The following is a 25537-nucleotide window of genomic DNA, read 5'->3' on the forward strand; positions in this document are numbered from 1 at the left end:
GGCGCATGACGCACTCTGGGTTCGACTCACCCGACGGGGATCGCACACCCGCGGCCTTCCCGTCGCCGCTCGCGCGCCCGGGCCTCACGCCGCCTGCGCCCATCTCGGCGCCCGCTGTCACGCCTCAGCCCGTTCCGGCCGCCCCGCCGGCGCGCTCGGGTCGCAGCGCTCCCATCTGGATCGGCGGCATCCTCGTTCTGCTCCTCATCGCGCTGGTGGGGTACTTCCTCACGTTCATCGGAACGGGTGCGTCGCTGCTCGGCGCGATCCTCGCGCTCATCCCGCTCGCGGGCGTCCTCTTCGCCATCCGCCTCATCGACCGATGGGAGCCCGAGCCGCGCGGCCTCGTGATCTTCGCGATCGCATGGGGTGCCATCGCCTCGGTCGCGATCGCGCTCCTGGTCGACCTCCTGCTGTCGGTCGTCTTCGGCGATCCGAACACCTACGCCGCCGAGGTCTTCGGGACCGTCGTGCAGGCGCCCATCGTGGAGGAGGTCGCCAAGGGCCTCGGCGTCCTCATCATCTTCGCGACGGCGAAGCGCGCCTTCGACGGGCCGGTCGACGGCATCGTCTACGGCGCGCTCATCGGTGCGGGCTTCGCCTTCACCGAGAACATCCAGTACTTCGCCATCAGCTGGATCGAGGGCGGGGCCGGTCAGGCGACCACGACATTCTTCGTGCGCGGCATCATGTCGCCGTTCGCGCACGTCATGTTCACGAGCGTCACGGGCTTCGCACTGGGGCTCGCCGCCCGCCGCGGGGCCTCGACGGGTCAGGCGATCGGTCCGTGGCTGCTGGGACTGTCCGGTGCCATCCTGCTGCACGCCTTCTGGAACGGCTCGGCCGTCTTCACGGACTTCTTCTCGACCTACCTGCTCCTGCAGGTGCCGCTGTTCATCCTCTTCATCATCGGGATCCTGGCGCTGCGCCGCGAGGAGTCGCGTCTGACGCGTGTCCGGCTCGGCGAGTACGCGGCCGCCGGATGGTTCACGTCGCAGGAGGTCGACATGCTCGCGACGCCGGCCGGACGCCGCACCGGCCTCAATTGGGCCAAGACGCTGCAGGGTGACAAGACGCCCATCATGAAGGGGTTCATCGTGGACGCCACGCAGCTCGCGATGGCCCGCCAGCGCGCCGTCACGGGCCGTGACCCGAATGCGGCGGCCGACGAGCGCGAGCTCCTCGCGAAGACCGCCGCCGCGCGCGCCGCACTGCTGTCCGGGTAGCGCGCGGAGGGGTTGGAGCCCGCCGGACCCGCCCTTCGGGTCTTGACCCCCACGACGCTGTTTGGCACGCTGGTTGCAGAGACCAGCTCAGCGCTCGGTAGACACGCAGGCATCGCCGCGGCACCGAGCGCTGAGTTTTGCATAAGGCCCGATCGGCGCGCTCGGCGGGCGGTCGTTTGCCTCTGTCCACCCCGTCGGGTTGGATGGATGCATGACTGATGACCGCACCAAGCCTGAAATCGACGCCCCCACGGGTCCCGCGCCCTCGGAGCTCGTCATCCGCGACCTCATCGTCGGCGACGGCGCCGAGGCCAAGGCGGGCGACACCGTGACCGTGCACTACGCCGGCGTCGAGTACGAGTCCGGCGAGGAGTTCGATTCGTCGTGGAACCGCGGCGAGAGCATCCAGTTCCCGCTGCGCGGCCTCATCCAGGGCTGGCAGGACGGCATCCCGGGCATGAAGGTCGGCGGCCGCCGCGAGCTCGTCATCCCGCCGCACCTGGCCTACGGTCCCGCGGGCGGTCACTTCCTCGGCGGCAAGACCCTGATCTTCGTCATCGACCTGATCTCGGTGGGCTGAGCCCGCAGTCGCTCTACACGAAGGGGGACGGATGCCGGCATCCGTCCCCCTTTCGCGTGTCCGGGCTCACCCGGCCGACGCGGCGCGCGAGCGCCTGCCGAACCGCACGCGGTTCTGTGCGAGCAGGATGCCCAGGAACACCACGAGCGCGCCGACGGGCTCGTTCCAGCTGAGGTGCTCCCCGAGGACGAGCAGGCCGAGCACGACGCCGACGAGCGGCGTGATGTAGGTCACGGTCGACGCCCGCGTCGGGCCCCAAGCGCGCACGGTGCTCTGGTTCCAGATGTACGCGACGCCCGTGCCGAGGCATCCCAGCAGCAAGACGCTCAGGACGATCCAGGGGTCGAGGGTGACGGGGGTCAGCGCGATGGCGGGCGTCAGGAGCACCATGATGGCCGCCGCGATGCCGATGTTGAGGAACGAGAACATGAGCGGGCTCATGCCCGTGTCGGACGCGAACCGCCGCATATAGGCGAGGCTGAAGCCGTAGCACGCCGTAGCGCCGAGGATCGCGAACTGCGCCACGAGGCTCTGCGAGAGGTCGAGCCCCTGCCACGGCGCGATGATCACGACGACGCCGGAGATGCCGAGGGCGATGCCGCCGACCTGCACGGGCGTCAGTCGCTCGACGCGGAAGACGAGCGCCGCCATGATCGCGGTCATGATCGGCGTCGTCGCGTTGTAGATGCTCGCGAGGCCGGAGGTCACGTGCTGCTGCGCCCACGAGAAGAGCAGGAACGGCACGACGCAGAACGAGACGGCGAGCACCGTCATGTGACCCCACACGGCCAGGCGGCGGGGCAGCGCCTCACGGCGGATCGCGACGAACAGCCCGAGCGCGAGCGCGCCGAGGACGAGGCGCGACCACGCGACCTGCGCGGGGGAGAGGCCGCCGAGGGCGACCTTCATGAAGAGGAAGCTCGACCCCCAGATGACGCCGGTGAGCACGAAGCCGACCGCGACCGACACCCGCGCGGCCCTCGAGACGCCCGATCCGGTCGCGGTCTCGACAGTGCTGGGGGAGGTCGTGCTGCTCACGCCGCGACTCTAGACCCGGCTCACCGGGGTGTCGCCCGATGCCGGATGCGACGTCCGAAATCCGCCGATTCCTGGCACTCCGAAGTCGGCTCGCAGAGAATTTTCTATTCAACGGAATAGATCGGCGGTGTCTGGGCGTTGACCCCGGTAAGCCGCCGGCATCCGTCCGGCTCACACACGGAGGAACCGCATGACTGACACCGCCACGATCGACATCCCCGGCTACCAGGCGGGCACCTGGGTGCTCGACCCCTCGCACAGCGAGGTGACCTTCAGCGTCCGCCACATGATGATCTCGAAGGTGCGCGGCACGTTCGGCATGAAGAGCGCGACGCTCATCGCGCCGGAGAACCCGCTCGAGGCGAAGGTCGAGGCGAGCGTGGACGTCACGTCGCTCGACACGAACGACGAGGGCCGCGACAACCACCTCCGTTCGGCGGACTTCTTCGACGTCGAGAACTTCCCGACGATGGAGTTCGTGTCCACCGGTGCCCACGTCAAGGGCGACGACTTCTTCGTCGACGGCGACCTCACGATCCGCGGCGTCACCAAGCCCGTCTCGTTCGAGTTCGAGTTCGGCGGCTTCGGCACCGACCCGTGGGGCAACTACAAGGCGGGCGCGACGGCCAAGACCGTCGTGAACCGCGAGGAGTTCGGCCTCACGTGGAACGCGGCCCTGGAGACCGGCGGCGTGCTCGTCGGCAAGGACGTCACGATCACGCTCGACCTGCAGGGCGCTCTCCAGCAGGACTGACCCAGCGCCACGAGGAGCGGATGCCGGAGCCCCGGCATCCGCTTCTCCGCGTCCGGGTCAGGGCTCGGGGAACTCGGCGTCGTACGAGCGGAACCGCGGGCTCAGGCGCACGAGGAGCGCGACGAGCCCGATGATGACGAAGCCGCCGAGGAGCGGCGGGAACCACAGGGTCGTGAACGTCGCGAGCGTGCCGGCGTAGAGCGCGCCCAGGCGCGGGCCGCCGGTCACGACGACGATGAAGATGCCCTGCAGGCGGCCCCGGATGCTGTCGGGCACCGCCGCCTGCACCATCGTGTTGCGGAAGATCGAGCTGACGTTGTCGGCCGCGCCCGAGACGGCGAGGAAGACGGCCGCCGCCGCGATGAGCACGACGTTCGGCGTGTGCTCGTCGACGGCTTCGGGCGCGAACCAGCCCAGGGCGGCGACCAGCAGCACGGCCCCGAAGCCAGCGATGGCCGCGCCGTAGACCTGGATCGCGCGCTCGATGCCGAGGCCCTGGCGGCGCACGCGGCCGACCGGTCCCGAGAAGAGGCTCGAGAGGAACGCGCCCGCCGCGATGGATGCTGTCAGCAGGCCCGTCGTGATGGGTCCGCCGCCGAGGAGGATCGCGCCGATCGCGGGGAACAACGCGAGCGGCTGGCCGAACGTCATCGCGACGATGTCGAGGACGAACTGCAGCGAGATGTTCGAGGCGCGACGGAGGAAGCGCCATCCGTCGCGGAGCGACTCGAGGCCGGGACGGACGATCTCGCCCTCGGGCCGCACCGAGGGCAGGGTCCAGAGCCCCAGGAACAGCGAGGACATCAGGATCACGTCGAGCGTGTACGTCCAGGCGTAGCCCGTCGTCGCGACGAGCACTCCGGCCAGGGCCGGGCCGATCATGACCATGACCCCGACCGTGATGCCGCCGAGCGCCGACGCGGCAGGCAGCAGCTCGCGGGGGAGCAGGCGCGGCACGATCGCCTGCTTCGCGGCGAACACGATCGAGTTCGCGGCCGAGTTGACGATGCTCAGGGCGTAGAGCCACCACACGGACTCCCAGTCACCCCACGCGAGGACGGCGAGCAGGAGGGTCGAGGCGAACGTCACGCTCGCGGCGATGAGCGCGACGCGGCGCCGGTCGAAAGCATCCGCCAGCATCCCGCCGTACAGTCCCGCGATGACCATCGGCACGAGCCCCGCCACCGCGATCATCGACACCGCGAACGTCGACTGGGTCAGGTCGTACATGTGCAGCATGACCGCGACGATCGTGAGCTGGCCGCCCAGACCCGAGAGCGTCGAGCCGATCCACATGCGGGCGAACGCCGGGCTCGCGCTGAACGGGCGGAGGTCGATGAAGTGGTCGCGGCGCAGGCGGGGCATCACGTCAGGACCTCGAGGAGCACTCTGTCGAGGCTACCCTCGCGGCGGAGGGGCGCGGTTCGCCCGGGGTGGGTTCCCCTGGTAGACTCTTGAGGTTGCCGTTGGATCGGCCGCGGATAAAGAGAGCCCACGCATCAGGCGTCGGGCGCCGCGCAACAAGGAGAGAGGGGATCACCTATGGCACTGGATGCAGACGTCAAGAAGGCGATCATCGAAGAGTACGCGACGCACCCCGGTGACACCGGATCCCCCGAGGTGCAGGTCGCGATGCTGACGCAGCGCATCAAGGACCTCACCGAGCACCTCAAGGAGCACAAGCACGACCACCACTCGCGTCGTGGGCTGTTCCTGCTCGTCGGTCAGCGCCGCCGTCTCCTGGGCTACCTCCAGGACATCGACATCAACCGTTACCGCTCGCTCATCGAGCGCCTCGGTCTCCGTCGATAAGCAGCGCGCACCTAGCGTTCAATCGCGCAAAACTTTCTTGAGAAGGCCGCCCCGGGTGTGGGGCGGCCTTCGTCATTCCCGCCGGCGTTTCGTCTCGCTTCGCTCGCTCAACGACCGATGACCGTCCGATCGTTGAGCGAGGAGCAGAGCGACGAGAAGAAACGCGCGAAGCGGCGTCAGACGGATGCTGTCGCCCGCGCGGCGAGCAGATCGGCGTGCCACAGCTCGGCGACGTCGGGATGCGCGCGCAGCCGCGACTTCAGGGCGTTCTCGCCGTAGAGGGAGTGGATCGGGTTGGACGGGTCCTGGGTCACACCCCGGGCCTGCGCCGCGAGCTCCTCGGGCAGCTCGATGATCGGCAGCCGCGTGTCGAGCGCGGGGTTGAAGAAGAACGGCACCGAGATGCGGTCGTCGGGCCAGCGCGGCGACACGACGCGGTGGTTCGTCGCGATGAGGTAGCCCTGCGTCGCATACTCGAGCAGCTCGCCGATGTTGACGACGAAGGCCCCCGGCACGGGCGGGGCATCGACCCACGCGCCGTCACGCTGCACCTGCAGGCCGCCCTTGCCGGGCTCGACCCACAGCAGCGTCAGGACGCCCGAATCCTTGTGGGCGCCGACGCCCTGCTGCGGCGTCGGGTCGTCCTTGCCCGGGTAGCGCACGATCTTGATGAGGGTCGAGGGCTCGCCGAAGTGGTCGTCGAAGTAGGACTCGTCCGCACCCAGGGCGAGCGCCCACGCGCGCAGGAGCCTGCGGGCCACGATCGACAGCTGCGCATGCCACTCCGCGACGATGCCGCGCAGCTCGGGCTGCGCCTCGGGCCAGAGGTTGGGTCCGAGCAGTCGCGCGAAGTCGGGCGCGTCGGGGTCGGTGACCGCTTCGCGCTCGGGGCCGATGTCGATCTGCTCGCGCCAGTCGACCTTCCCCCGCGTGCGCTCCCCTCCGATGCGCGTGTAGCCGCGGAAGTGCGGGCTCTTGACGTTCTCGATCGCGAGCTTGTCCTCCTCGGGGAGGGCGAAGAACTCCCGCGCCGCCCGGTGGAGCCTCGCCTCGAGCTCGGGCGTCACGCCCGTCCCGACGAGGTAGAAGAACCCCACGTCGTGCGTCGCAGCGCGCAGCTCGTCGCGGAACCGCGCCGCCGCTTCGGGGCCCTGGTCCAGCAGCGACAGGTCGAGGATCGGGAGGTTCAGCTCGCTCATGACCCGAGGCTAGGCGGGGTCGCGGCATCCCCTCCCGTATGTTGCCGAGCATTACCGGCACGCCGGCGTTGCGCGCGGGACGCCCGGCTTGCGAGCCTGGGAGCATGACCACGATCTCGCGGGCCGTGCTCGTCACCGGATGCTCCTCGGGCATCGGACGGGAGACGGCGACGCTCTTCGCACGCCAGGGGTGGACCGTCTACGCGACGGCGCGCGATCCCGACTCCATCGCCGACCTCGAGCGCGAGGGATGCCGACTGCTCGCGCTCGATGTGACGGACGGGACCTCGTGCGCAGCGGCCGTGGATGCCGTCGTCGCGGCCGAGGGAGCCGTCGGCGTCCTCGTCAACAACGCCGGCGTCAACGAGCTGGGCGCCTTCGAGACGGTGTCGATGGACCGCGTCCGCACGATGTTCGACACGAACCTCTTCGGCCTCATGCGGCTGTCGCAGCTCGTCCTGCCCGGTATGCGGGCCCAGCGATGGGGACGGATCGTCAACGTCGGATCGATGAACGGCAGCTTCGCGTTCCCGGGCATGGCGGCGTACTCCGCGACGAAGCACGGCATCGCGGCCGTGAGCGACGCGCTCCGCTTCGAGCTGCGGCCCTTCGGCGTGGACGTTGCCCTCATCGAGCCCGGGATGGTCAAGACGCCACTGGCGAGCTCGGCCGTGTCACGACGGGATGCCGCTGCCGACGGCGTGTGGGCCGACTACAACGAGCGCGTCGCGAAGTCCGCGCTCGCAGCATCCGACGGCCCTATGGCCGCCTTCGCGTGCGAGCCCGCGGACGTCGCCCGCGCGATCATCACGGCCGCCGCAGTGGGCCGACCGCGGTCGCGCTACCGCGTCGCGCCGTCCGCGCGGGTCCTCCTGACGGCGCGCAAGCTCCTCCCCGACCGCGCGTTCGACGCGCTGCTGCGCCGCCTCGTCCCGGTGCCGACGGCGCGGCGGGGCTGAGCTCGACCGAATCGACCCGACGCCGACGGCGGGGCGAGGCCCAGCGGGCGCCTCGGCCGGCTCGTCCCGGTGCCCCTCGCGGGATGGAGTCAGCCGTTCTGACGCGGATCCGGATGCCTCGGCGCGCCGTTCCGACGCGGATCCGGATGCCTCGGCGGCCCGTTCTGCGGACGCCGCGACCCCGTCGGGTCGCTCCGGTGCCCTTCGCGCCGCGCGAGTCCGGGATCGGCGAAGAGCCAGCCGGGCCGCGGCTCGATGATGGGGCGGAATGCCGTGCGCACCGGCTTCGTCGCGAGACCGAGCGCGATGAGCACCGACCCGACGACGACGATCGGCAGCCACAGCCAGGTCGGCTCGGCATCCCGCAGGACACCCGACTCGCGGAACGGGTACAGCACGAAGGAGTGCAGCAGGTAGACGTACATCGTGTACTGGCCGAAGTGCGTCCACCAGTGGCGGTCGCGAGGGACGAGCGCGAAGAACGCCGCCGAGAGCACGATCGCGACGATCATGAGGATCAGGCGCACACCACCGGCCCACCAGTCGGTCGCCCCCATCGCCGAGTAGTTCTCGTCGTAGAAGAGCCATTCGCGGAGGTTCATCGCACGGAACTCGTCGACGAAGAACCACGCCGCCCACCCGGCGATCGCGAAGGCGCCGACCGACGCGACGAAGAGCCACCAGTGTCGCCGCGCGAGGAGGCCGAAGCGCTCGACGATGTCGTGCTCGCGCAGCCACCAGCCGAGCGTGAAGAAGGGCAGGAGTCCCAGGGTCCGCGACAGCGACAGCGTCGCGCCGAGGTTCGGAAGGTAGCCGGCGCCGATCGAGATGACGACGGTCCACAGCAGCGGCCAGCGCAGGAGCGCGAGGTAGGGGAGCACGAGGCGGAAGATCCCGAGTGCGAGCAGGAACCACAGGGTCCACGACGGTTTCGTCGGGTTGGGGGTCGCCTGACCCTCGACGAGCCACTTCGTGAGCGTCCACAGCGTCTCGAAGATGAAGTACGGCACGAGGATGTCGGTGATGACGCGAGCCATCTGGGTGCGCGTCGGCGAGCCCGAGCGCGAGAAGTAGCCCGAGATGATCGCGAACGCCGGCATGTGGAAGGCGTAGATCACGAGATACAGCCCGAGCGCGATGTCGGAGTCGTACGTCAGGCGCTGCGTCGCGTGCCCGAGCACGACGAGCACGATGCACGCGAACCGTGCGTTGTCCCAGAACGGCACGCGGCGCTTGGCCCGCGGCACGCCGACCGACCCTGTCGCGGGGCTGACGGGGGGACGGGATGCCGCTCCTGCGGCCGAGTCGTTCGTTTCGCTCATGACGGCGCTCGCCACCCTACCCCGCTCGTCCCGCCGGCCTCTCTCCACCACCCCGTCACCCTCCGCGAGAGGGCGGGAATGTGCGCGACACGCCGTGGGGAGCGCACACATCTACCCTCTCGTGATCAGCACCGCGGCGAGGGTCGGCTCGGCGCGGTTCCGGCGCGGTAGGGTCGTCGGCGCGATGACGACGATCGACGACGCACTCCAGCGCGACCAGGCGATTCCCGACCTCGACTGGCACGTCTTCCCGGACGGGACGGTGCGCGACGTCTTCGCCGCGCCGAGCGGCGGGCTCGCCCGTGTCCGGCTCGGCGATCCGGGCGCGCCGAGGGTCGTGCTCGTGTCGGGGGTCGCGGGATCGAAGGAGGACTTCGTCCTGCTCTTCCCGCTGTTCGCGGCCGCGGGCTTCCAGGTCGAGTCCTACGATCTCGCGGGCCACTGGGAGTCCGTCGACGCGGGACCGGAGCACCTCGATCCGCCCCGCGAGCACTACGACCACCGGCTCTTCGTCGACGACCTCGTCGCGATCCTCGAGGACGGTCCGGCGCCCGCGCACGTCCTGGGGTACAGCTTCGGAGGGCTCGTGGCCGAGCTCGCGCTCGTCGAGCGGGCCGATCTGTTCGCGAGCCTCACTCTCATGTCGGCTCCGCCCGCCACGGGACAGGTGTTCCGCGGCGTCAAGCACATCGGGCCCATCTCCGACATGCCGCCGAGCCGCGCGGCGGGCCTCATCCTGTGGGGCATCCGCTACAACCTCAACCGGACTCCGCCGCAGCGCATCGCGTTCGTGCGCGAGCGCCTCGCCGTCACGCGGCGCCCCGCGATCGACGACATCGTGGGACTCATGATGTCGATGCCGGCCGTCGAGGCGGAGGTCGCGGGGAGCAGCATCCCGAAGCTCATCGCGGTCGGCGAGCAGGACCTGTGGCCGACGGCGCAGCATGAGGCGTACGGCGCGCGCATCGGCGCGCGGATCGCGGTGTACCCGACGGGCCACGCTCCGTGCGAAACGGCGCCGCACCAGCTCGTCCGCGACATGCTCGCGCTGTTCGCGTCGGCTTGACGCGCAGGGCGGGTCTAGGACCGGCGCGCAGGCCCGCGGCGCCGGCACAGGGCGGGCGCGCACAGGCTCGGTGCAGGCGCCGGGAATAACCTGGCGGGGTATGCGTTTCACGAGATACATTCATTTGCATAGAAGCGGATGCCACAAGCATCCGGGAAGCGGGAAGAGATCGTGAGCGAGACCACAACGTGGCCCGGAATGCAGTTCGGCATCTTCTCGGTGAGCGACGTCACCGAGGACCCGACGACGGGACGCACCCCGAGCGAGGCGGAGAAGATCCGCGCCGCCGTCACCATCGCCAAGCACGCGGAGGAGGTCGGCCTCGACGTCTACGCCGTCGGTGAGCACCACAACCCGCCGTTCTGGTCGTCGTCGCCCACGACGACGCTCGCGTACATCGCGGCCCAGACGGAGCGCCTCGTCCTCTCGACGGCGACGACGCTCATCACGACGAACGACCCGGTGAAGATCGCCGAGGACTTCGCGATGCTGCAGCACCTCGCCGGCGGTCGCGCCGACCTCATGATCGGCCGCGGCAACACCGGCCCCGTGTACCCGTGGTTCGGCCAGGACATCCGCCAGGGCCTGCCCCTCGCGATCGAGAACTACAACCTGCTGCACCGCCTGTGGCGCGAGGACGTCGTGGACTGGGAGGGCAAGTTCCGCACGCCGCTCCAGGGCTTCACGTCGACGCCCCGCCCGCTGGACGGCGTCGCACCGTTCGTGTGGCACGGCTCGATCCGGACGCCCGAGATCGCCGAGCAGGCCGCGTACTACGGCGACGGCTTCTTCGCGAACAACATCTTCTGGCCCAAGGAGCACTACCAGCGCCTCATCGCGCTGTACCGCCAGCGCTACGCGCACTACGGCCACGGCACGCCCGAGCAGGCGATCGTCGGGCTCGGCGGGCAGGTCTTCATGGCCGCGAAGTCCCAGGATGCCGTCAACCGGTTCCGCCCGTACTTCGACAACGCGCCCGTCTACGGCCACGGCCCGAGCCTCGAGGACTTCAGCGAGATGACGCCGCTCACGGTCGGCTCACCGCAGCAGGTCATCGACCGCTACGCGGGCATGCGCGACTTCTTCGGCGACTACCAGCGCCAGCTGTTCCTCATCGACCACGCGGGCCTTCCGCTGAAGACGGTGCTCGAGCAGCTCGACATCCTGGGCGGCGAGGTCGTCCCGGTGCTGCGCAAGGAGCTCGCGAAGAACCGTCCGGCGGACGTCCCCGACGCTCCGACCCACGCCGGCCTGGTCAAGGCGAAGTACGGCGACGAGGCTCCGCGCCAGGCCGTCCCGGGTGCGAACCGCGGCGACAACCTCGTGGGCGACAGCCCCTACCAGGACACCCCCGCGCCGGCCGGCGCGGCGTTCGGCCTCGGCCGGAAGGAGGCGTGAGATGACCACGCGTCGCATCGCCGTCGTCTCGGCGGGACTCTCGAACCCCTCGTCCACGCGCATGCTCGCCGACCGCCTCTCGGCGGCCACGCTCGCGTCGCTGCGCGAGCAGGGCATCGAGGCGGAGGTCGACACCTTCGAGCTGCGCGACTACGCGCACGACATCACGAACAACCTGCTCACGGGCTTCGCTCCGCCGGCCCTCGAGTCGATGGTGGATGCTGTCGTGTCGGCGGATGCCGTCATCGCCGTGACGCCCATCTTCTCGACGAGCTACTCGGGGCTCTTCAAGTCGTTCATAGACGTCATCGACCCCGATGCGCTGACCGGCAAGCCCGTGCTCATCGGGGCGAACGCGGGCACGCCGCGTCACTCGCTCGCGATCGACTACGCCATCCGGCCACTGTTCACCTATCTGCACGCCGAGCCGGTCTCGACCGGCGTCTTCGCGGCCTCAGCCGACTGGGGCGGGTCCGGCGACCAGGTCGCCCCGCTCGGCGAGCGCATCTCGCGCGGCGCCCGTGAGCTGGCCGAGGCCATCGCACGACGCGAGCCTGCAGCATCCGTCGACCCGTTCGACCCGTCGAGCTACCTCGGCGAGGGACGCTCGTTCGGTCACCTCCTCGGCGGGCTCGCGGGGGAGTAAGGCTCAGCCCAGAACAACCTCCGACGGCGCGCTCAGTGGCTTCCAGGCCGCAGGGCGCGCCGTCGCCGTGTCCAGGACGTCCGCCTCCACGAGCGGACCGAGGTCGACGCCCGCGAGCTGCTCGATGTCGGCGACCGGCACCTGGAACGTGCGGAACCCGCCGAGCGGCGAGATCGCGCGCGTCGACGCCGTGTCGATGAGCTCGGACTGGTCGAGCACGAACCCCGCGGCTGCGAGCTCGCCGTCGGCGGGAGCCCACGCGGCGACCTTCCAGAACCGGCGGGGGATGAGGATGCCGCGGTACGGCGGGTCGTCCGGCGCGAGGATCGGCGCCGTGAAGACCGAGACCCGCTGATCCGTCGTGTCCGCATAGGCGAGCACGTGGTCCTCGAGCCCCAGCCACAGCTCCTTCGACTGATTGAAGCCCGCAGCCTGCGGCGCGGCGTTCGTGTAGAAGAACGTCGCGGCCGTCGCCTCGCGGGCCTCGGCGACGGTCCCCCACCCGGGATCCCGGCGGCGGACGAGGTGGCCGCGGTCGAGATCGTTGTCGACGTAGACCGCGGGACCGGCCTGATCGGATGCCGCGACCCGCGGATCGAGATCCCAGTCGCCGCGCCGCTCGAGGTCGTGCAGCGTCGCCCCGTCGACGTTGACTCCGGTCACGACGGCGAACCGCCGGGCGGTCTCGAGCGTCACCGTGAAGCGCGGATATGCGAGCTCGACGACCTCCTCATCGCCCAGGGTCGTGGGCAGGGGCACCGGGATGCCGAGGAAGTCGTCGTCGTACCCGGTCCAGTCTTCGCTCGGCTCGGCCATGGCTCCATCCTGTCGTGCCCTGCCGACGCGGCCCGGATCGGAGGTGTTGTCCCCGACGGGAGGTGTTTCGCACAGCATCCCTCCTCCGCTCGGGGACGACTCCTCCGCAACGGCCCGGGTCACCGCTCCATCGACCGGCGGCGGGTCCGCGCGATGAGCGCGTCGAGCCCGAGGCCCATGCCGACCGCCACGACGATCGACACGATGACCGCGACGCCCGAGCCGCCCGGCAGGATGGCTGCGACGGCCGCTCCGAGGAGCGCCTGGTACGCGGCCCACGCGAGCGCCGCGCAGCTCGCGACGGCGAGGTACCGCGGCGCGGGCAGACGGGATGCCCCGGCCACGAGGTTGACCGCGAGCCGCGCGAACGGGATGAACCTCGCCGTGAAGACCACGAGGGCGGTCCGCTCGTCGAGGCGCGCATGCGCCCACGCGAACGCCGTCTGTGCGCGACGGGTGCGCATCCAGCCCCACCGATGCAGCCCGACGACGCGGCCGACGAGGTAGCACGAGGCATCGCCCAGGGCGGCCGCGACCGCCGCCACCGCGACCACCGCGGGAAGCGGCGGCGCCCCCGTCGAGACGGCGAGCGCGCCGAAGGCCGTCACGGCGGCCTCGCCCGGCACGACGACGAGGAACGCGTCGCCCAGCACGAGGGCGAACAGCAGCGGCAGCGCGAGCGGATCCGCGGCGAGCGCCGTGAGCCAGTCGTCCGTCACGCGCCCAGGGTGCCATCCGCCGGTGAACGGCCACGGAACGACGGACGACAGGTGACGCTGCGCGGTGCATCCGGTGAACTCTGCGCGCGGCAGGCCGGTTCGCGGCATCCGTCCTCGCTCAGGCCGTCACCCTGGAGGCGTGAGAGTCGCGATCCTCGCAGAATCCTTCCTCCCGCACATGAACGGTGTCACGGGGTCGATCCTCCAGCTCCTGCGGCACTTCGCACGCGAGGGGCATGAGACCCTCGTCATCGCCCCGCGCGCCGGCGACACCGAGGCCGAGCTGCACGGGGCACGCGCCGAGCTGCTGCGCTCGGTCCCGCTCCCGTCGTACCCCGAGGTCCGGGTCGTCTTCGCCCGTGCTGCGAGACTCACCGCGATCCTGCGCGACTTCCGCCCCGACGTCGTGCACCTCGCGTCGCCCTTCGTGCTCGGCTGGCAGGGCATCGCGGCGGCCGACACCCTGCGCCTCCCGTCCGTCGCGGTCTATCAGACCGATGTCATCGCGTACGCGGAGAAGTACGGGATGCCGCGCGCGACGTCCGCCGTGGCGGCGCACGTCATGCGGCTGCACAGGCGCGCGACGCTCACGCTCGTCCCGTCGTCGGCCTCCCAGCGCCAGCTCGAAGCCCTCGGCGTGGATCGCCTCCGCCGCTGGGCGAGAGGCGTCGACGCCGAGCGGTTCGCGCCCGAGCGTCGGACGGAGTCCTGGCGCCGCGCCGTCGCCGGCGGCGAGGTCATCGTCGGCTACGTCGGCCGGCTCGCCCCGGAGAAGCAGGTCGCGGACCTGGGCGCCCTCGCAGGGATCCCCGGCATCCGCCTCGTCGTCGTGGGTGACGGGCCTTCGCGCGAGGTCCTCGGGAGGATGCTGCCGGACGCCGTCTTCACGGGACACCTCTCCGGCGACGCGCTCGCCGAAGCGGTCGCGGGCTTCGACGTGTTCGTGCACCCGGGCGAGAGCGAGACCTTCGGCCAGACCATCCAGGAGGCGCTCGCGAGCGGCGTCCCCGTCGTCGCGACGGGCGTCGGCGGGCCCGTCGACCTCGTGCGCAGCAGCATCGACGGGTGGCTGTACCGCCCGGGTGACCTCGCCGACCTGCGGGCGCGCGTCGCCGACCTCGCGGGCGACGCGACGAAGCGCGCCGCGTTCGGCCGCGCCGCGCGCGAGTCCGTGCGCGACCGCACGTGGGAGGCCCTCTCGCGCCAGCTGATCGACCACTACGGCGAGGCGCGGATGCTGCGACCCATCGACGACGCCCTCTTGGCGCGTGGCGCGACACGGCCGTCGGCGCCGCCGCCCGTCGAGGAGGCGCCGCGCCGGCGCTGGACCCGCTTCGTCGCACTCGGCGATTCGCTCACGGAGGGGCTCGGCGACACGTCTCGCATGCCGGCGGGCGAGTACCGCGGCTGGGCGGACCGCCTCGCGCAGCTCCTCGCCTCCGAGCGCGCGGGCACGACGATGTTCCGCTACGCCAACCTCGCGGTGCGCAGCCGCCGCGTCCGACACCTCACGACGGAGCAGCTGCCCCAGGCGCTCGCACTCCGGCCGGACCTGGTCTCGATCCTCATGGGTGCGAACGACCTCGCGTCGCGGCGCGCGGCGCCCGTCGCGCTGGCGGCAGAGCTCGCCGGCACGGTCCGCGCGCTGCGCGCGACGGGTGCCGACGTGCTCCTCGTGACGCCCTTCCTGCCGCGCCGGCGCGCGGCGATGATCTTCGCCCGGCGGTTCGCGGTGTTCAACAGCGAACTGCGGCGGATCGCGCGCGAGACCGGCGCGATCCTCGTCGACCTCGAGGCGCAGCCCGCGATCGGCGACCTGTCGATGTGGGCCGCCGACAAGGTGCATCTCCGCTCGGGCGGGCACCGGTTCCTCGCGTATCGCGCGGCCGAGGCGCTGGGGGTGCGGGATGCCGAGACGCTCGCCGACCTCGACGCGGCACTGCACGCCGACGACGGCGTCGAGCCCGCGTCATCCTGGCTCGCGCGCGACGCGCTCCCGTGGGTGTGGCGGCGGCTGCGCGGGCGCACGGCCGGCGACGGGCGCCACGCGAAGCACGACGGCTACATCGAGCTCCCCGGCCGCGGGATCACCCGAGTCGGGGCCGAAGCGCGCTGAGAGACTCAGCCCCGCCAGCGGTACTCCGACTCGGGCCGGCCCGGCGAGCCGTAGCGCGGCGAGCGCTCGACTCGTCCCGCCTCGGCGAGGTGCTCGAGGTAGCGGCGCGCCGCGACCCTCGACATCCCGAGCCGTTCGGCGGCCTCGCTGGCCGAGACCGGTCCGTTCGTGCGGACATCCGCGCTCACCCGCTCGAGGCTCTCGGCCGACAGGCCCTTGGGGAGCGGGACGGGCGCCGCCGTCCGCATCGCACCCAGCAGCGCGTCGATCTCGGCCTGCGTCGCCTCACCCGAGGCGTCCTGCGCCCGTTGCCGGAAGGCCCGGTACTGCTCGAGGCGCTCGCGGAAGACCGCGAACGTGAACGGCTTCACGAGGTACTGCGCGACCCCGAGCGACGCCATCTGGCGCACCGCCTCGGCATCGCGCACTCCGCTGACGGCGATGACGTCGACGTCGTCGCCGCGCGCCCGGACGTGCCGCAGGACGTCCAGGCCCGTGCCGTCGGGCATCGTGACGTCCAGCAGCACGAGGTCGATCCCCTCGCGCGGCGGCTGATCCAGGATCGCGGTCACGGCCGCCCGCGCGCCGGTGCACTCACCGACGACGCAGAACCCGTCGATCCGGGCGAGGTACGACCGGTGCAGCTCGAGGGTGAGGGCGTCGTCGTCGACGAGCAGGACGTTGATCACGCGCGCCTCCCGGGCAGCACGACTCGGAAGGCGGTGGGGGATGCTGACGCCTCGATCGAGCCGCCGGCGTCCTCGACGATCGACTTCACGAGGGCGAGCCCGACACCGCGGCCCTCGGCATCCGCGGGCTTCGTCGAGAAGCCGTGCTGCCACACGCGCTCCGCGATCTCGTCCGGGATACCCGCACCGCTGTCCGCGACGACGATGAGGAGCGCGCCGCCTGGCGCCGGCGACAGCTCGACCCGGACCCAGCGCGGCTCGTCGCCCGAGGCCGCGGCATCCAGTGCGTTGTCGATGAGGTTCCCCACGACCGATACGGCGTCGACGGGCACGAGCGTGCTCCGAGGAGCTGCGGGGTCGACGGCGACGAGCCATTCGATCCCGCGCTCGCGCGCCTGTGCGGCCTTGCCGAGCAGCAGCGCGCCGACGGTGGGATCGCCGTCGCGCCGCGCCGTCACCTGGTCGACGAGGGCCTGGCTCTGCCGGGAGGTCTCGGTCAGGATCTCGATCGCCTCATCCGTCCGGCCGAGTTCGAGGAGGGCGACGGCGGTGTGCATGCGGTTGCCGTGCTCGTGGGTCTGTGCGCGCAGCGCCTCGCCGAGCGTCCGCACCGACTCGTACGACGAGACGGCGTCTCGCACGCTCCCGGCGGGCAGATCGCCCGTCACGCGCTTGGTGATGCGCCCCGCCATGAGGGCTCCGACGAAGCCCGCCGCGACGACGGCGAGCGCGATGGCGATCGCGACGGGCAGCCGGCGGACGAGCGTCGATGCGATGGAGTCGACCGTCACACCGACCGACACCCAGCCCACGAGGCGGCCGTCCGCCGCGACAGGGACGATCGTGCGCACCGACGGTCCGAGCGTCCCCGCGAACTCCTCCGTGAGCGCCTCCGGCTCGGTGGGGATCGTGCCGAGGTAGTGCTTGCCGATCTCGTCGCGGTCACGATGCGTCACACGGATGCCGTCCGGCGTCATGATCGTGATGAAGTCGACGCCCGTCTCGTCCATGACCCTCTCGGCGTACGGCTGCAGGCGGGCGGACGCGTCGCCGTCGGGGAGCGCCTGGCTCACAGCATCCGTCCCCGCGATCGCCTCGGCGAGCGCTTGCGTCACGCGCTCCGCCTCGGCCCGCACGGCCCGCTGCGCCTCGAAGACGAGGACCAGCGCGACGACCGCGCCCACCGCGACGACGGCCGTGAGCAGCACGAGGAAGACACGCGACGCAGCGCTCGCCGCACCTCGCCGACCCGCCATCGCGTCGCTCCCTCCGAGCCCGTCGGGATCAATACGACCACACCCGGGCCCCGCCGGCGCCGAGCCGGCCGCGACCAATACGACCACAACTCGGCGGCGGGGCGGAAGGCGCGCACTCTGGCCTCACCGCCACAACGGCGGCATCCGACGGCGGATCTCTCCAAGGAGGCGACGATGGCTCTTTCGACCCGGACCACTTCATTCCGGCTCCCCGGCTACAACTGGCGCAGGGGCAAGCACGCGTGGGACAAGCACACGTGGCTCTACCTCTCGGTGATCGTGGCGGTCGTCCTCGGCGCGACCGTCGGCCTCCTCTGGCCCGAGGCGGGCGTCGCGCTCAAGCCCCTCGGGACCGCCTTCGTGGCCCTCATCAAGATGATGATCGCGCCCATCATCTTCTGCACGATCGTCGTCGGCGTCGGCTCCATCGCGAAGGCCGCGACCGTCGGCAGGATCGGTGGTCTCGCGCTGCTGTACTTCATGGTCATGTCGACCTTCGCGCTGGCGATCGGGCTCGTCGTGGGGAACATCATCCACCCCGGCGAGGGCCTGAACATGGCCAACGCGACGTACGAGGCGACCGCCGAGGCCAAGACGACGGAGGAGTTCATCCTCGGCATCATCCCGCCGACGTTCTTCGCCGCGTTCACGGGCGAGAACGTACTCCAGGTGCTCTTCATCGCACTGCTGGTCGGCTTCGCCCTGCAGGGCATGGGTGAGAAGGGCGCGCCCATCATGTCGGCCGTCAAGCACCTGCAGTCCCTCGTGTTCCGCATCCTCGGCATGATCCTCTGGCTCGCCCCGATCGGCGCCTTCGGCGCGATCGCGGCGGTCGTCGGCGCGACGGGCGTCGCGGCCATCTGGAGTCTCGGCCTGCTCATGTTCGCGTTCTACGTGACGTGCTTCATGTTCATCGTCGGGATCCTCGGCACGCTGCTGTTCGCCGTGACGCGGATCAACATCTTCTCGCTGATCAAGTACCTCGCCCGCGAGTACCTCCTGATCGTCGGCACCTCGTCGTCGGAGTCGGCACTGCCGCGCCTCATCGCCAAGATGGAGCACCTCGGGGTCTCCAAGCCCGTCGTGGGCATCACGGTGCCCACCGGCTACTCGTTCAACCTCGACGGGACGGCGATCTACCTCACGATGGCGTCGCTGTTCATCGCCTCGGGCATGGGCGCCCCCATGTCGATCCCCGAGCAGATCGGACTGCTCGTCTTCATGATCATCGCGTCGAAGGGCGCCGCCGGCGTGACCGGTGCGGGCCTGGCGACCCTCGCGGGCGGGCTGCAGGCCTACCGTCCGGACCTGGTCAACGGCGTGGGCGTCATCGTCGGCATCGACCGGTTCATGTCGGAGGGGCGCGCTGTGACGAACTTCACGGGCAACGCCGTCGCGACCGTGCTGATCGGCACGTGGACGAAGGAGTTCGACGCGGACCGCGCCCGACGTGTCCTCAAGGGCGCGCTGCCGTTCGACGAGACCACGATGATGGGCGACCACGACGGGATGTCGCCGGCCCGCGACGCCGTCGGCACGCGGGGGCTCGAAGAGGCAGCCATCGCCGAGGCTGCGGCGAAGGAGGAGCGTGCTCGGGCACGAGAGGCGTCCCTGACTCGCTGACGGCCGGCTCGACGCTGGGGCCGCCCGATCCCGGGCGGCCCCAGTCTCGTCTGCCGTGCGCGTGCCGGCTCCCCGGCCGCTCAGGCCGTCAGGGCTCGATCTCGCCCGCCTCGATCGCGGCGGCCCGCTCTTCGTCGGTGAGGTCGTCGGTGTCGTCCTCTATCGACTCGAGCGGGTCGAGCGTCGCGGGCGGCAGCTCCAGATCGTCCTCGTCGTCGAGCGGAACCTCCCGATCGTCGTCGGGGATGCGCTCGCGGAAGTCGCTCATGCCTGCTCCCTCGCCTGGGCGAGGGCTCAGCCCTCGATGCCGCCTTCGAAGGACTGGACCTCGAGCTGGAGCCTTCGCTGGATCTCGATCTCCTCCCACGCGGCGAGGTCCGCGTTCTCCTCGACGGCGTCCTTGGCCGGGACCGCGGGCTCCTCCTCCTTGGGGTGGTGCTTGCGACCGAACATGGGCTCTCCTTCCGTCAGCCGCTCTTTCGGCGGAACTCTCGCTTGGTCATGGCGCCGTGCGTCCCGTGGATCGCCGAATCCGTGTCGAGGTGCGCTTCGCCGGCGCGCTGCTGCGCGTTCTTCTTGTCGAGGGCCTCCTTGAACTTCCGCTTCATGTCTTCTGACGTCGTACTCGTCGGCTTGTCGTCGGCGCTCATGGCTCTCACCCTAGGCACGCCGCCATGGGACCCGCCACCCCCTGGCGCATCCGCCGACGAGTGCGAACCGGACCCGGGCGACCGCTTCCGCCGCACCGTCGCTCGGGTGTACGATCCGCGCAACCGGCGGTGCGCCGGTCCCGATGACGCACCTGGGGGCACTGCGTGCGTCTGCCCGAGGGAGATCTCATGGCCGCGCGCGCGTGGGTGGGAGTGATCGCGACTGGAGCGATCGCACTGGTGGTCGGAGCGATGGTCGGCGGGAACCTCGGTGCCGCTGCCGCAACAGCCACCTTTGAGCCGCGGGTCGTCGCGGCGCAGAAGGAGGCGGATGCCGCGCTCGCGGACGCCGAGGAGGCTCAGCAGGAGACGTCCGACGTCATCGCCGAGAGCAACCGGGTGTCTGAGCAGAACGAAGCGACCCTCGCGGAGCAGCAGAAGCAGCTCGACGAGACGATCGCCGTGCGTGACGACTATCGGAAGAACCTGCTGCTGGCGATCGACGAGCGGGATGCCGCCATCGCCGAGGCCGACCGCGGGTGGGACGCGTACGACGAGCTGTTCGACGCGGCTCAGGTCGTGCTCGTCGAGGCGCAGGCGCTCGTGGTGGAGACGGACCGAGTGCTCGCTGCGGCGCAGGCCGAACTGGACGACGCGGCGGAGAAGAACGGCAACCTCATCGACGCCGTGCTGCTTCTGGATGCGGAGAACACTCAGCTGCGGGGCTACAACGTCGCGCTGTACGACGCCGTCGTGCAGCTGGACGCGGAGAACACTTCGCTGTGGAATCAGAACGCCACGCTTCGCGAGGCCGTCACCCTGCTCGTCGACCTCGCCAATCGGATCGGCGCCCTCGCCGAGAGTCAGTTGAAGGATGCATGGGCCCAGCGCGATGCCGCGATCGCAGAGCGCGATGCCGCGATCGCAGAGCGCGATGCCGCGATCGCGGAGCGGGACGCGGCGCTCGAGAATGCGGATGTCGCGCTGCAGGCCGAGAACGAGGCTCTCCGCGCTGAGATCGAAGCTCTGAAGATCGAGCGCGACGCCGCGCTCACCGAGCGCGACACGGCCGCCACGGCGCGTGATGCCGTTACCGTCGAGCGCGACGCGCTGGCGACCGACAACGCGGCCCTCCTCGCGGGACTCGACACCTGCCGCAGCGACCTGGGCTTCGCCCAGACCGCGGCTGCCGATCTCTCCGACGCGCTCGAGATGCTCGCGAACGGCGACGCGGCCGGGTCGAGCGCGGCGCTGGAGCGCGCGCTCGCCGCGGCCGGGTCCGTCAGTGGGCTCTGCTGAAGCTGTAGCGGACGGCCCGGAGGAGGCCGTCGGGCCGGCCGCGGCACCGACGGCGGATGTCCTCGGGGCGACACCGTCGACCGCGCAAGCGCAGGCCCCGGCTGCGGCATCCGAGCCGTCGCGGCTCGAGGAGTTCGGGGCGCAGCTCCTCCTGCGATCGCGGCGCGCCCGGCCCGGCCGGATCCCGCCCGCCCCCAGGATCGCCGTCATCGCCGCGTGGTGTGCGTGCGCCGCGATGGCGTGGGCGGCGACGCTTCCGTTCGATCCCGTCGCGGCCGACGGAACTCCTGCCGCGTGGGTGCGGATCCTCCTGTACAGCGGGATCGCGATCCTCACTGCGGTGGGCGTCCTGTCGACGGTTGCGGCGTCCGCTCGAAGCGACGGGCGCTTCCCTTGGGGGGCGGTCTGGCTCCCCGTCGCGGTCGCAGCATCCTCCGCTCTCCCGATCGTCGTCGGGCTCGCGGCGGAGGTGCCGTGGTTCGTCGCGACCTCGCTCGCGTGCGCCCTCGCGGGTGCCGCCGTGGCCACCGTCATGACGGCGCGTCGCCGCTTCGGGCGGGGAGTGCTCGTCGCCGCGGCATCCGTCCTCTGTGCCGTGCCCTGGCTGATCGCCGCGATCGGCACGGCGGGCGAGACCGAGGCGGGCGCCGAACCGCTCTGGAAGGTGGTGGCAGCGCTCGGCGTCGAGGTCGCGACGCTCGCGGCCTTCTACGGGTTCGCGACCGCGGCCCGCGGCCGCGTCGACGGCAGCCGGCGGGTCCTCGCCGCCGGCGTGAGTCTGCGCTGGGTCACCGTCGCGGTCGCGGTGGCCGGCGCCGTGATCGTCCTGAGGCTGACGGCCGCCAAGTCGCTGTTCGCGGACCCGTACGACCTCTGGGCGCTGCGCACGCCCGCGTCCTGGCCCATGACGCTGATCCTCGCGGCGGCGATCGTCTCCCTCACGCTGCGCTCCGAGCGCCGGCCGCTCGTCGATCGCGGCTTCGGGGCGCTCATCGGCATCCTCGTGGTCGGGTTCGCGTACCCGTCCCTCATCCAGGCGGCGGACAGCGCGACCAGCATGATCGAGACGCTCTTCGGCGTGCCGGCGCCGATCCTCGACGGGTGGGTCGAGTGCGGCCCCTTCAACTGCTTCAGCTTCGTCTGGTTCGGCACGGCCGCGGCGCTCGTGATCTTCCTCGTCGTCCCGCGCTGGCGCGGCACGACCGCGCGCGCGGCGGCGATCGTGTCGGTGCCGTACCTCCTCGCCGGGACGGCGGCCCCGACGATCGATGTCCTGTGGCCGGGAGGTCCCGCGTGGTGGGCGAGCCCGGCTCCCATCGCGTTGGCGATCCTCCTGATCGTCGCCGGGATCGTGGCCGCGCAGTGGTGCGGCCTTCTCCTCGACATCCCCCGTCGGGCCCTCGTGCGCCTCGCGGTGTACCCCGTGGTCGTGCTGCACGCCGTGGATCTCCTCCCGGCCTTCCTCACCGGCCCCGTGCAGGTGTTCGTGGCGATCGCACTGCTCGCCGCCGTCCTGCTGCTGTTCCTGCCCCCGGTCGCGGCCGACCGGGTCCGGCACACGGCCGTCGTCTCCGGCGCGACCTTCTCCGTGCTGTTCGCCCTCGCCGGGACGATGCTCTCGACGGTCGCACCCGGACGGGAGTCGCTGACGGTGAGCCTCGCGACGCTCATGCTCGCGGTGCCCGTCATGACGGCACTCGTGCTGCGGGCCGGCCGCGAAAGTCCCGACCAGGGCGCTTCCGGGCCCGACTGGTAGGCTCTTGGAGGTTGCCTTGCGGCATCCGCTCAACTCAACACTGAGCTCATGGAGCAGGCCCGGCAGGAAGCTGGTCCCCTGTGGTGGGTTCCCCGACGCGCGACGCGCCGGGTGATCTTCGACTGGTGGCCAGCGCAGGCGGACCTCGCGGCATTCCCGCGCGCCCATAACTGCCTGTTCCTGCTCCTTCGCATCAAGCTCGTGCGCGATACGCGCGCGCGAGCCTAAACAAAGAAGGAGTGACCTCTTGGAAGGTCCTGAAATCACCGCCGCCGAAGCCGTCCTCGACAACGGACGCTTCGGCACCCGCACGATCCGGTTCGAGACCGGACGCCTCGCCCAGCAGGCGCAGGGCGCCGTCGCCGCGTACCTCGACGAGGAGACGATGCTCCTCTCGGCGACGAGCGCGAGCAAGCAGCCCCGCGAAGGCTTCGACTTCTTCCCGCTGACCGTCGACGTCGAGGAGCGCTCGTACGCCGCCGGCAAGATCCCCGGCTCGTTCTTCCGTCGCGAGGGCCGCCCCTCGACCGAGGCGATCCTCGTCTGCCGTCTCATCGACCGCCCGCTGCGCCCTTCGTTCGTCGAGGGCCTGCGCAACGAGGTCCAGATCGTCGTGACGGTCCTCTCGATCGCGCCCGGCGAGTTCTACGACGCGCTCGCGATCAACGCGGCCTCGCTCTCGACGCAGATCTCGGGTCTGCCGTTCTCCGGCCCCATCGCGGGTGTCCGTCTCGCGCTCATCCCGGGCCACGGCGAGCACGCCGACCAGTGGATCGCGTTCCCGAACGTCAAGCAGCTCGAAGAGGCCGTCTTCGACCTCACCGTCGCGGGCCGGGTGCTCGAGGACGGCGACGTCGCGATCATGATGGTCGAGGCCGAGGCGACCGAGGGCAGCTGGAACCTGATCAAGGCCGGCGCGACCAAGCCGAGCGAAGAGGTCGTGGCGCAGGGCCTCGAGGCCTCGAAGCCCTTCATCAAGGAGCTCGTCCGCGCGCAGAACGCCGTCGCGACGACCGCCGCGAAGGAGGTCCAGTCGTACCCCGTCTTCCTGCCCTACAGCCAGGAGACCTACGACTTCGTCGCCGGCCGCGCCTACGACGAGCTCGTCGGCGTCTACCAGATCGCCGACAAGCAGGACCGCCAGAACGCCGACGACGCCGTCAAGGACCGCGTCAAGGGCGAGCTCACGGCCGCCGTCGAGGCGGGTGAGCTTCCCGCCGTCGCGACCCTCGAGTTCGGCGCCGCCTACAAGTCGGTCACGAAGAAGATCGTCCGCGGCCGCATCCTCACCGAGGGCGTCCGCATCGACGGCCGCGGCCTGGCCGACATCCGTCCTCTCGACGCGGAGGTGCAGGTCATCCCGCGCGTCCACGGCTCGGCGATCTTCCAGCGCGGCGAGACGCAGATCCTCGGTGTCACGACGCTCAACATGCTCAAGATGGAGCAGCAGATCGACTCGCTGTCGCCCGTCACCCACAAGCGCTACCTGCACCACTACAACTTCCCGCCTTACTCGACCGGTGAGACCGGTCGCGTCGGCAGCCCCAAGCGTCGCGAGATCGGGCACGGCTTCCTCGCCGAGCGCGCCCTCGTCCCGGTGTTGCCTGGCCGCGAGGAGTTCCCGTACGCGATCCGCCAGGTGTCCGAGGCCCTCGGCTCCAACGGCTCGACGTCGATGGGCTCGGTGTGCGCCTCGACCCTCTCGCTCCTCAACGCCGGTGTGCCGCTGCGCGCCCCCGTCGCGGGCATCGCGATGGGCCTCGTGTCCGACGAGGTCGACGGCCAGACGCGCTACGCCGCGCTGACCGACATCCTCGGCGCCGAGGACGCCCTCGGGGACATGGACTTCAAGGTCGCCGGCACGAGCGAGTTCGTCACGGCGATCCAGCTCGACACGAAGCTCGACGGCATCCCGTCGTCGGTGCTCACGGCCGCGCTGCAGCAGGCCCACGACGCCCGCATCACGATCCTCGGCGTCCTGAACGCCGCGATCGACGGTCCGGACGAGATGGCGCCGACGGCTCCGCGCGTCATCAGCGTGCAGATCCCGGTCGACAAGATCGGCGAGCTCATCGGACCCAAGGGCAAGACGATCAACGCGATCCAGGACGAGACCGGCGCCGACATCTCCATCGAGGAGGACGGCACCGTCTACATCGGCGCCGTCGACGGCCCGTCGGCCGAGGCCGCCCGCGCCCAGGTCAATGCGATCGCCAACCCCACCAACCCGGAGGTCGGCGAGCAGTTCCTCGGAACGGTCGTCAAGATCGCGACGTTCGGCGCGTTCATCTCGCTCCTGCCCGGCAAGGACGGCCTGCTGCACGTCAGCGAGGTCCGCAAGCTCGCCGGCGGCAAGCGCGTCGAGAACGTCGAGGACGTCCTCTCGGTCGGCCAGAAGCTGCTGGTCCGCATCACCAAGATCGACGACCGCGGCAAGCTCTCGCTCGAGCCCGTGCTCGAGGAGGCCGCCGACCAGGAAGGTCGCGCCGCCGCGAGCGAGGGCCCGGAGGCTCCCGCCGAAGGCTGACCCCTCGAGGGCGACGGATGCTGTCGCCCACGGCTGTCCGGATGCCCGTTCCCTCCTCGCGAGGGGGCGGGCATCCGCCGTCTGCG

At 71.0% G+C, this 25537-nt stretch carries 25 protein-coding genes; 14 read left to right on the forward strand and 11 right to left on the reverse strand.

The annotated features are described in order from the left end of the window. The first annotated feature begins 5 nt into the window (after positions 1 to 5). On the forward strand, positions 6 to 1226 hold the full coding sequence (locus ABZ477_RS17915) for a PrsW family intramembrane metalloprotease (protein WP_360135973.1): 1221 nt from the start codon (positions 6 to 8) through the stop codon (positions 1224 to 1226). A gap of 211 nt (positions 1227 to 1437) precedes the next feature. Beyond that, positions 1438 to 1806: an FKBP-type peptidyl-prolyl cis-trans isomerase gene (locus ABZ477_RS17920; RefSeq protein WP_360135975.1), complete on the forward strand. Its 369-nt coding sequence runs from the start codon at positions 1438 to 1440 to the stop codon at positions 1804 to 1806. A gap of 66 nt (positions 1807 to 1872) precedes the next feature. Here ABZ477_RS17920 and ABZ477_RS17925 read toward each other — a convergent pair whose 3' ends face one another. Beyond that, positions 1873 to 2775: a DMT family transporter gene (locus tag ABZ477_RS17925; RefSeq protein WP_360136140.1), complete on the reverse strand. Its 903-nt coding sequence runs from the start codon at positions 2773 to 2775 to the stop codon at positions 1873 to 1875. Positions 2776 to 3034: 259 nt separating this feature from the next. Here ABZ477_RS17925 and ABZ477_RS17930 point away from each other — a divergent pair, with 259 nt between their 5' ends. Next, entirely contained in the window at positions 3035 to 3598 is a 564-nt protein-coding gene (locus ABZ477_RS17930; protein ID WP_360135977.1) for a YceI family protein, read from the forward strand. 57 nt (positions 3599 to 3655) lie between these two features. On the opposite strand, the gene ABZ477_RS17935 is transcribed toward ABZ477_RS17930, so the two are convergent. After that, on the reverse strand, positions 3656 to 4963 hold the full coding sequence (locus ABZ477_RS17935; RefSeq protein WP_360135979.1) for an MFS transporter: 1308 nt from the start codon (positions 4961 to 4963) through the stop codon (positions 3656 to 3658). Positions 4964 to 5140: 177 nt separating this feature from the next. Here ABZ477_RS17935 and rpsO point away from each other — a divergent pair, with 177 nt between their 5' ends. Next, the gene (gene rpsO, locus ABZ477_RS17940) at positions 5141 to 5410 is read left to right on the forward strand and encodes a 30S ribosomal protein S15 (protein WP_039401864.1); all 270 of its coding nucleotides are present in this window, start codon (positions 5141 to 5143) and stop codon (positions 5408 to 5410) included. Positions 5411 to 5586: 176 nt separating this feature from the next. Here the strand turns inward: rpsO and ABZ477_RS17945 are convergent, their stop codons facing one another. Further along, positions 5587 to 6609, reverse strand: coding sequence for a 2-oxoglutarate and iron-dependent oxygenase domain-containing protein (locus ABZ477_RS17945; protein WP_360135981.1), 1023 nt, complete (start codon positions 6607 to 6609; stop codon positions 5587 to 5589). 104 nt (positions 6610 to 6713) lie between these two features. Here ABZ477_RS17945 and ABZ477_RS17950 point away from each other — a divergent pair, with 104 nt between their 5' ends. Next, positions 6714 to 7568 (forward strand): SDR family NAD(P)-dependent oxidoreductase, encoded by an 855-nt coding sequence (locus ABZ477_RS17950; protein ID WP_360135983.1) that lies wholly within the window; start codon positions 6714 to 6716, stop codon positions 7566 to 7568. 89 nt (positions 7569 to 7657) lie between these two features. On the opposite strand, the gene ABZ477_RS17955 is transcribed toward ABZ477_RS17950, so the two are convergent. Beyond that, positions 7658 to 8890, reverse strand: a complete 1233-nt coding sequence (locus ABZ477_RS17955) for an acyltransferase family protein (RefSeq protein ID WP_360135985.1) — start codon at positions 8888 to 8890, stop codon at positions 7658 to 7660. Between the two features lie 184 nt (positions 8891 to 9074). Between ABZ477_RS17955 and ABZ477_RS17960 the strand changes: the two genes are divergently transcribed. From ABZ477_RS17960 to ABZ477_RS17970, 3 genes are all read left to right on the forward strand, one after another. Further along, positions 9075 to 9956, forward strand: coding sequence for an alpha/beta hydrolase (locus ABZ477_RS17960; protein ID WP_360135987.1), 882 nt, complete (start codon positions 9075 to 9077; stop codon positions 9954 to 9956). 198 nt (positions 9957 to 10154) lie between these two features. Then, positions 10155 to 11354: an LLM class flavin-dependent oxidoreductase gene (locus ABZ477_RS17965; RefSeq protein WP_360136142.1), complete on the forward strand. Its 1200-nt coding sequence runs from the start codon at positions 10155 to 10157 to the stop codon at positions 11352 to 11354. A gap of 1 nt (position 11355) precedes the next feature. Beyond that, on the forward strand, positions 11356 to 12000 hold the full coding sequence (locus tag ABZ477_RS17970; RefSeq protein WP_360135989.1) for an FMN reductase: 645 nt from the start codon (positions 11356 to 11358) through the stop codon (positions 11998 to 12000). A 3-nt stretch (positions 12001 to 12003) separates the two neighbouring features. Here ABZ477_RS17970 and ABZ477_RS17975 read toward each other — a convergent pair whose 3' ends face one another. Both ABZ477_RS17975 and ABZ477_RS17980 read right to left on the reverse strand, forming a co-directional pair. Beyond that, positions 12004 to 12816 (reverse strand): DNA/RNA non-specific endonuclease, encoded by an 813-nt coding sequence (locus tag ABZ477_RS17975; RefSeq protein WP_360135991.1) that lies wholly within the window; start codon positions 12814 to 12816, stop codon positions 12004 to 12006. A gap of 119 nt (positions 12817 to 12935) precedes the next feature. Continuing rightward, positions 12936 to 13535 carry a VTT domain-containing protein gene (locus ABZ477_RS17980; protein ID WP_360135993.1) on the reverse strand — a complete coding sequence of 200 codons (600 nt, stop codon included), beginning with the start codon at positions 13533 to 13535 and terminating at the stop codon, positions 12936 to 12938. Positions 13536 to 13674: 139 nt separating this feature from the next. On the opposite strand from ABZ477_RS17980, the gene ABZ477_RS17985 reads away from it, so the two are divergent. After that, on the forward strand, positions 13675 to 15651 hold the full coding sequence (locus ABZ477_RS17985) for a glycosyltransferase (RefSeq protein ID WP_360135995.1): 1977 nt from the start codon (positions 13675 to 13677) through the stop codon (positions 15649 to 15651). Between the two features lie 5 nt (positions 15652 to 15656). On the opposite strand, the gene ABZ477_RS17990 is transcribed toward ABZ477_RS17985, so the two are convergent. Together ABZ477_RS17990 and ABZ477_RS17995 are read right to left on the reverse strand one after the other, a co-directional pair. After that, a complete protein-coding gene (locus ABZ477_RS17990; protein ID WP_360135997.1) occupies positions 15657 to 16340 on the reverse strand; it encodes a response regulator in 684 nt (227 codons plus the stop codon). Continuing rightward, positions 16337 to 17596: an ATP-binding protein gene (locus ABZ477_RS17995; protein WP_360135999.1), complete on the reverse strand. Its 1260-nt coding sequence runs from the start codon at positions 17594 to 17596 to the stop codon at positions 16337 to 16339. Before ABZ477_RS17995 ends, ABZ477_RS17990 begins: the two co-directional genes overlap by 4 nt. Positions 17597 to 17770: 174 nt before the next feature. Here ABZ477_RS17995 and ABZ477_RS18000 point away from each other — a divergent pair, with 174 nt between their 5' ends. Then, a complete protein-coding gene (locus tag ABZ477_RS18000; protein WP_360136001.1) occupies positions 17771 to 19219 on the forward strand; it encodes a cation:dicarboxylase symporter family transporter in 1449 nt (482 codons plus the stop codon). An 88-nt stretch (positions 19220 to 19307) separates the two neighbouring features. Here the strand turns inward: ABZ477_RS18000 and ABZ477_RS18005 are convergent, their stop codons facing one another. The 3 genes from ABZ477_RS18005 to ABZ477_RS18015 are packed head-to-tail and all read right to left on the reverse strand — an operon-like array spanning position 19308 to position 19869. Beyond that, positions 19308 to 19487 (reverse strand): hypothetical protein, encoded by a 180-nt coding sequence (locus ABZ477_RS18005; protein ID WP_360136003.1) that lies wholly within the window; start codon positions 19485 to 19487, stop codon positions 19308 to 19310. A gap of 26 nt (positions 19488 to 19513) precedes the next feature. After that, positions 19514 to 19672, reverse strand: coding sequence for a hypothetical protein (locus ABZ477_RS18010; RefSeq protein ID WP_360136005.1), 159 nt, complete (start codon positions 19670 to 19672; stop codon positions 19514 to 19516). Between the two features lie 14 nt (positions 19673 to 19686). Then, positions 19687 to 19869, reverse strand: a complete 183-nt coding sequence (locus tag ABZ477_RS18015; protein ID WP_360136006.1) for a DUF5302 domain-containing protein — start codon at positions 19867 to 19869, stop codon at positions 19687 to 19689. A 189-nt stretch (positions 19870 to 20058) separates the two neighbouring features. Here ABZ477_RS18015 and ABZ477_RS18020 point away from each other — a divergent pair, with 189 nt between their 5' ends. From ABZ477_RS18020 to ABZ477_RS18035, 4 genes are read left to right on the forward strand one after another with little or no spacing between them, the layout of a single operon-like run. After that, complete coding sequence (locus ABZ477_RS18020) at positions 20059 to 21168, forward strand: hypothetical protein (protein WP_360136008.1); 1110 nt, start codon at positions 20059 to 20061, stop codon at positions 21166 to 21168. After that, positions 21155 to 22924 (forward strand): hypothetical protein, encoded by a 1770-nt coding sequence (locus tag ABZ477_RS18025; RefSeq protein WP_360136010.1) that lies wholly within the window; start codon positions 21155 to 21157, stop codon positions 22922 to 22924. The genes ABZ477_RS18020 and ABZ477_RS18025 overlap by 14 nt, the downstream gene beginning before the upstream one ends. Positions 22925 to 22972: 48 nt before the next feature. Beyond that, positions 22973 to 23152, forward strand: coding sequence for a hypothetical protein (locus ABZ477_RS18030; protein WP_360136012.1), 180 nt, complete (start codon positions 22973 to 22975; stop codon positions 23150 to 23152). Positions 23153 to 23171: 19 nt separating this feature from the next. After that, a complete protein-coding gene (locus ABZ477_RS18035) occupies positions 23172 to 25451 on the forward strand; it encodes a polyribonucleotide nucleotidyltransferase (RefSeq protein ID WP_360136014.1) in 2280 nt (759 codons plus the stop codon). Positions 25452 to 25537 lie beyond the last annotated feature (86 nt).

Source organism: Microbacterium sp. NPDC019599 (genome assembly GCF_040632175.1).
Taxonomy (GTDB): Bacteria; Actinomycetota; Actinomycetes; order Actinomycetales; family Microbacteriaceae; genus Microbacterium.

Bases quoted from the DNA above. Each gene is read 5' to 3' on its own strand.
- ABZ477_RS17915 (WP_360135973.1), top strand. From the start codon at position 6: ATGACGCACTCTGGGTTCGACTCACCCGACGGGGATCGCACACCCGCG.
- ABZ477_RS17920 (WP_360135975.1), top strand. From the start codon at position 1,438: ATGACTGATGACCGCACCAAGCCTGAAATCGACGCCCCCACGGGTCCC.
- ABZ477_RS17930 (WP_360135977.1), top strand. From the start codon at position 3,035: ATGACTGACACCGCCACGATCGACATCCCCGGCTACCAGGCGGGCACC.
- ABZ477_RS17935 (WP_360135979.1), bottom strand. From the start codon at position 4,963: ATGCCCCGCCTGCGCCGCGACCACTTCATCGACCTCCGCCCGTTCAGC.
- rpsO (WP_039401864.1), top strand. From the start codon at position 5,141: ATGGCACTGGATGCAGACGTCAAGAAGGCGATCATCGAAGAGTACGCG.
- ABZ477_RS17945 (WP_360135981.1), bottom strand. From the start codon at position 6,609: ATGAGCGAGCTGAACCTCCCGATCCTCGACCTGTCGCTGCTGGACCAG.
- ABZ477_RS17950 (WP_360135983.1), top strand. From the start codon at position 6,714: ATGACCACGATCTCGCGGGCCGTGCTCGTCACCGGATGCTCCTCGGGC.
- ABZ477_RS17955 (WP_360135985.1), bottom strand. From the start codon at position 8,890: ATGAGCGAAACGAACGACTCGGCCGCAGGAGCGGCATCCCGTCCCCCC.
- ABZ477_RS17960 (WP_360135987.1), top strand. From the start codon at position 9,075: ATGACGACGATCGACGACGCACTCCAGCGCGACCAGGCGATTCCCGAC.
- ABZ477_RS17965 (WP_360136142.1), top strand. From the start codon at position 10,155: ATGCAGTTCGGCATCTTCTCGGTGAGCGACGTCACCGAGGACCCGACG.
- ABZ477_RS17970 (WP_360135989.1), top strand. From the start codon at position 11,356: ATGACCACGCGTCGCATCGCCGTCGTCTCGGCGGGACTCTCGAACCCC.
- ABZ477_RS17975 (WP_360135991.1), bottom strand. From the start codon at position 12,816: ATGGCCGAGCCGAGCGAAGACTGGACCGGGTACGACGACGACTTCCTC.
- ABZ477_RS17995 (WP_360135999.1), bottom strand. From the start codon at position 17,596: ATGGCGGGTCGGCGAGGTGCGGCGAGCGCTGCGTCGCGTGTCTTCCTC.
- ABZ477_RS18000 (WP_360136001.1), top strand. From the start codon at position 17,771: ATGGCTCTTTCGACCCGGACCACTTCATTCCGGCTCCCCGGCTACAAC.
- ABZ477_RS18005 (WP_360136003.1), bottom strand. From the start codon at position 19,487: ATGAGCGACTTCCGCGAGCGCATCCCCGACGACGATCGGGAGGTTCCG.
- ABZ477_RS18010 (WP_360136005.1), bottom strand. From the start codon at position 19,672: ATGTTCGGTCGCAAGCACCACCCCAAGGAGGAGGAGCCCGCGGTCCCG.
- ABZ477_RS18015 (WP_360136006.1), bottom strand. From the start codon at position 19,869: ATGAGCGCCGACGACAAGCCGACGAGTACGACGTCAGAAGACATGAAG.
- ABZ477_RS18020 (WP_360136008.1), top strand. From the start codon at position 20,059: ATGGCCGCGCGCGCGTGGGTGGGAGTGATCGCGACTGGAGCGATCGCA.
- ABZ477_RS18030 (WP_360136012.1), top strand. From the start codon at position 22,973: ATGGAGCAGGCCCGGCAGGAAGCTGGTCCCCTGTGGTGGGTTCCCCGA.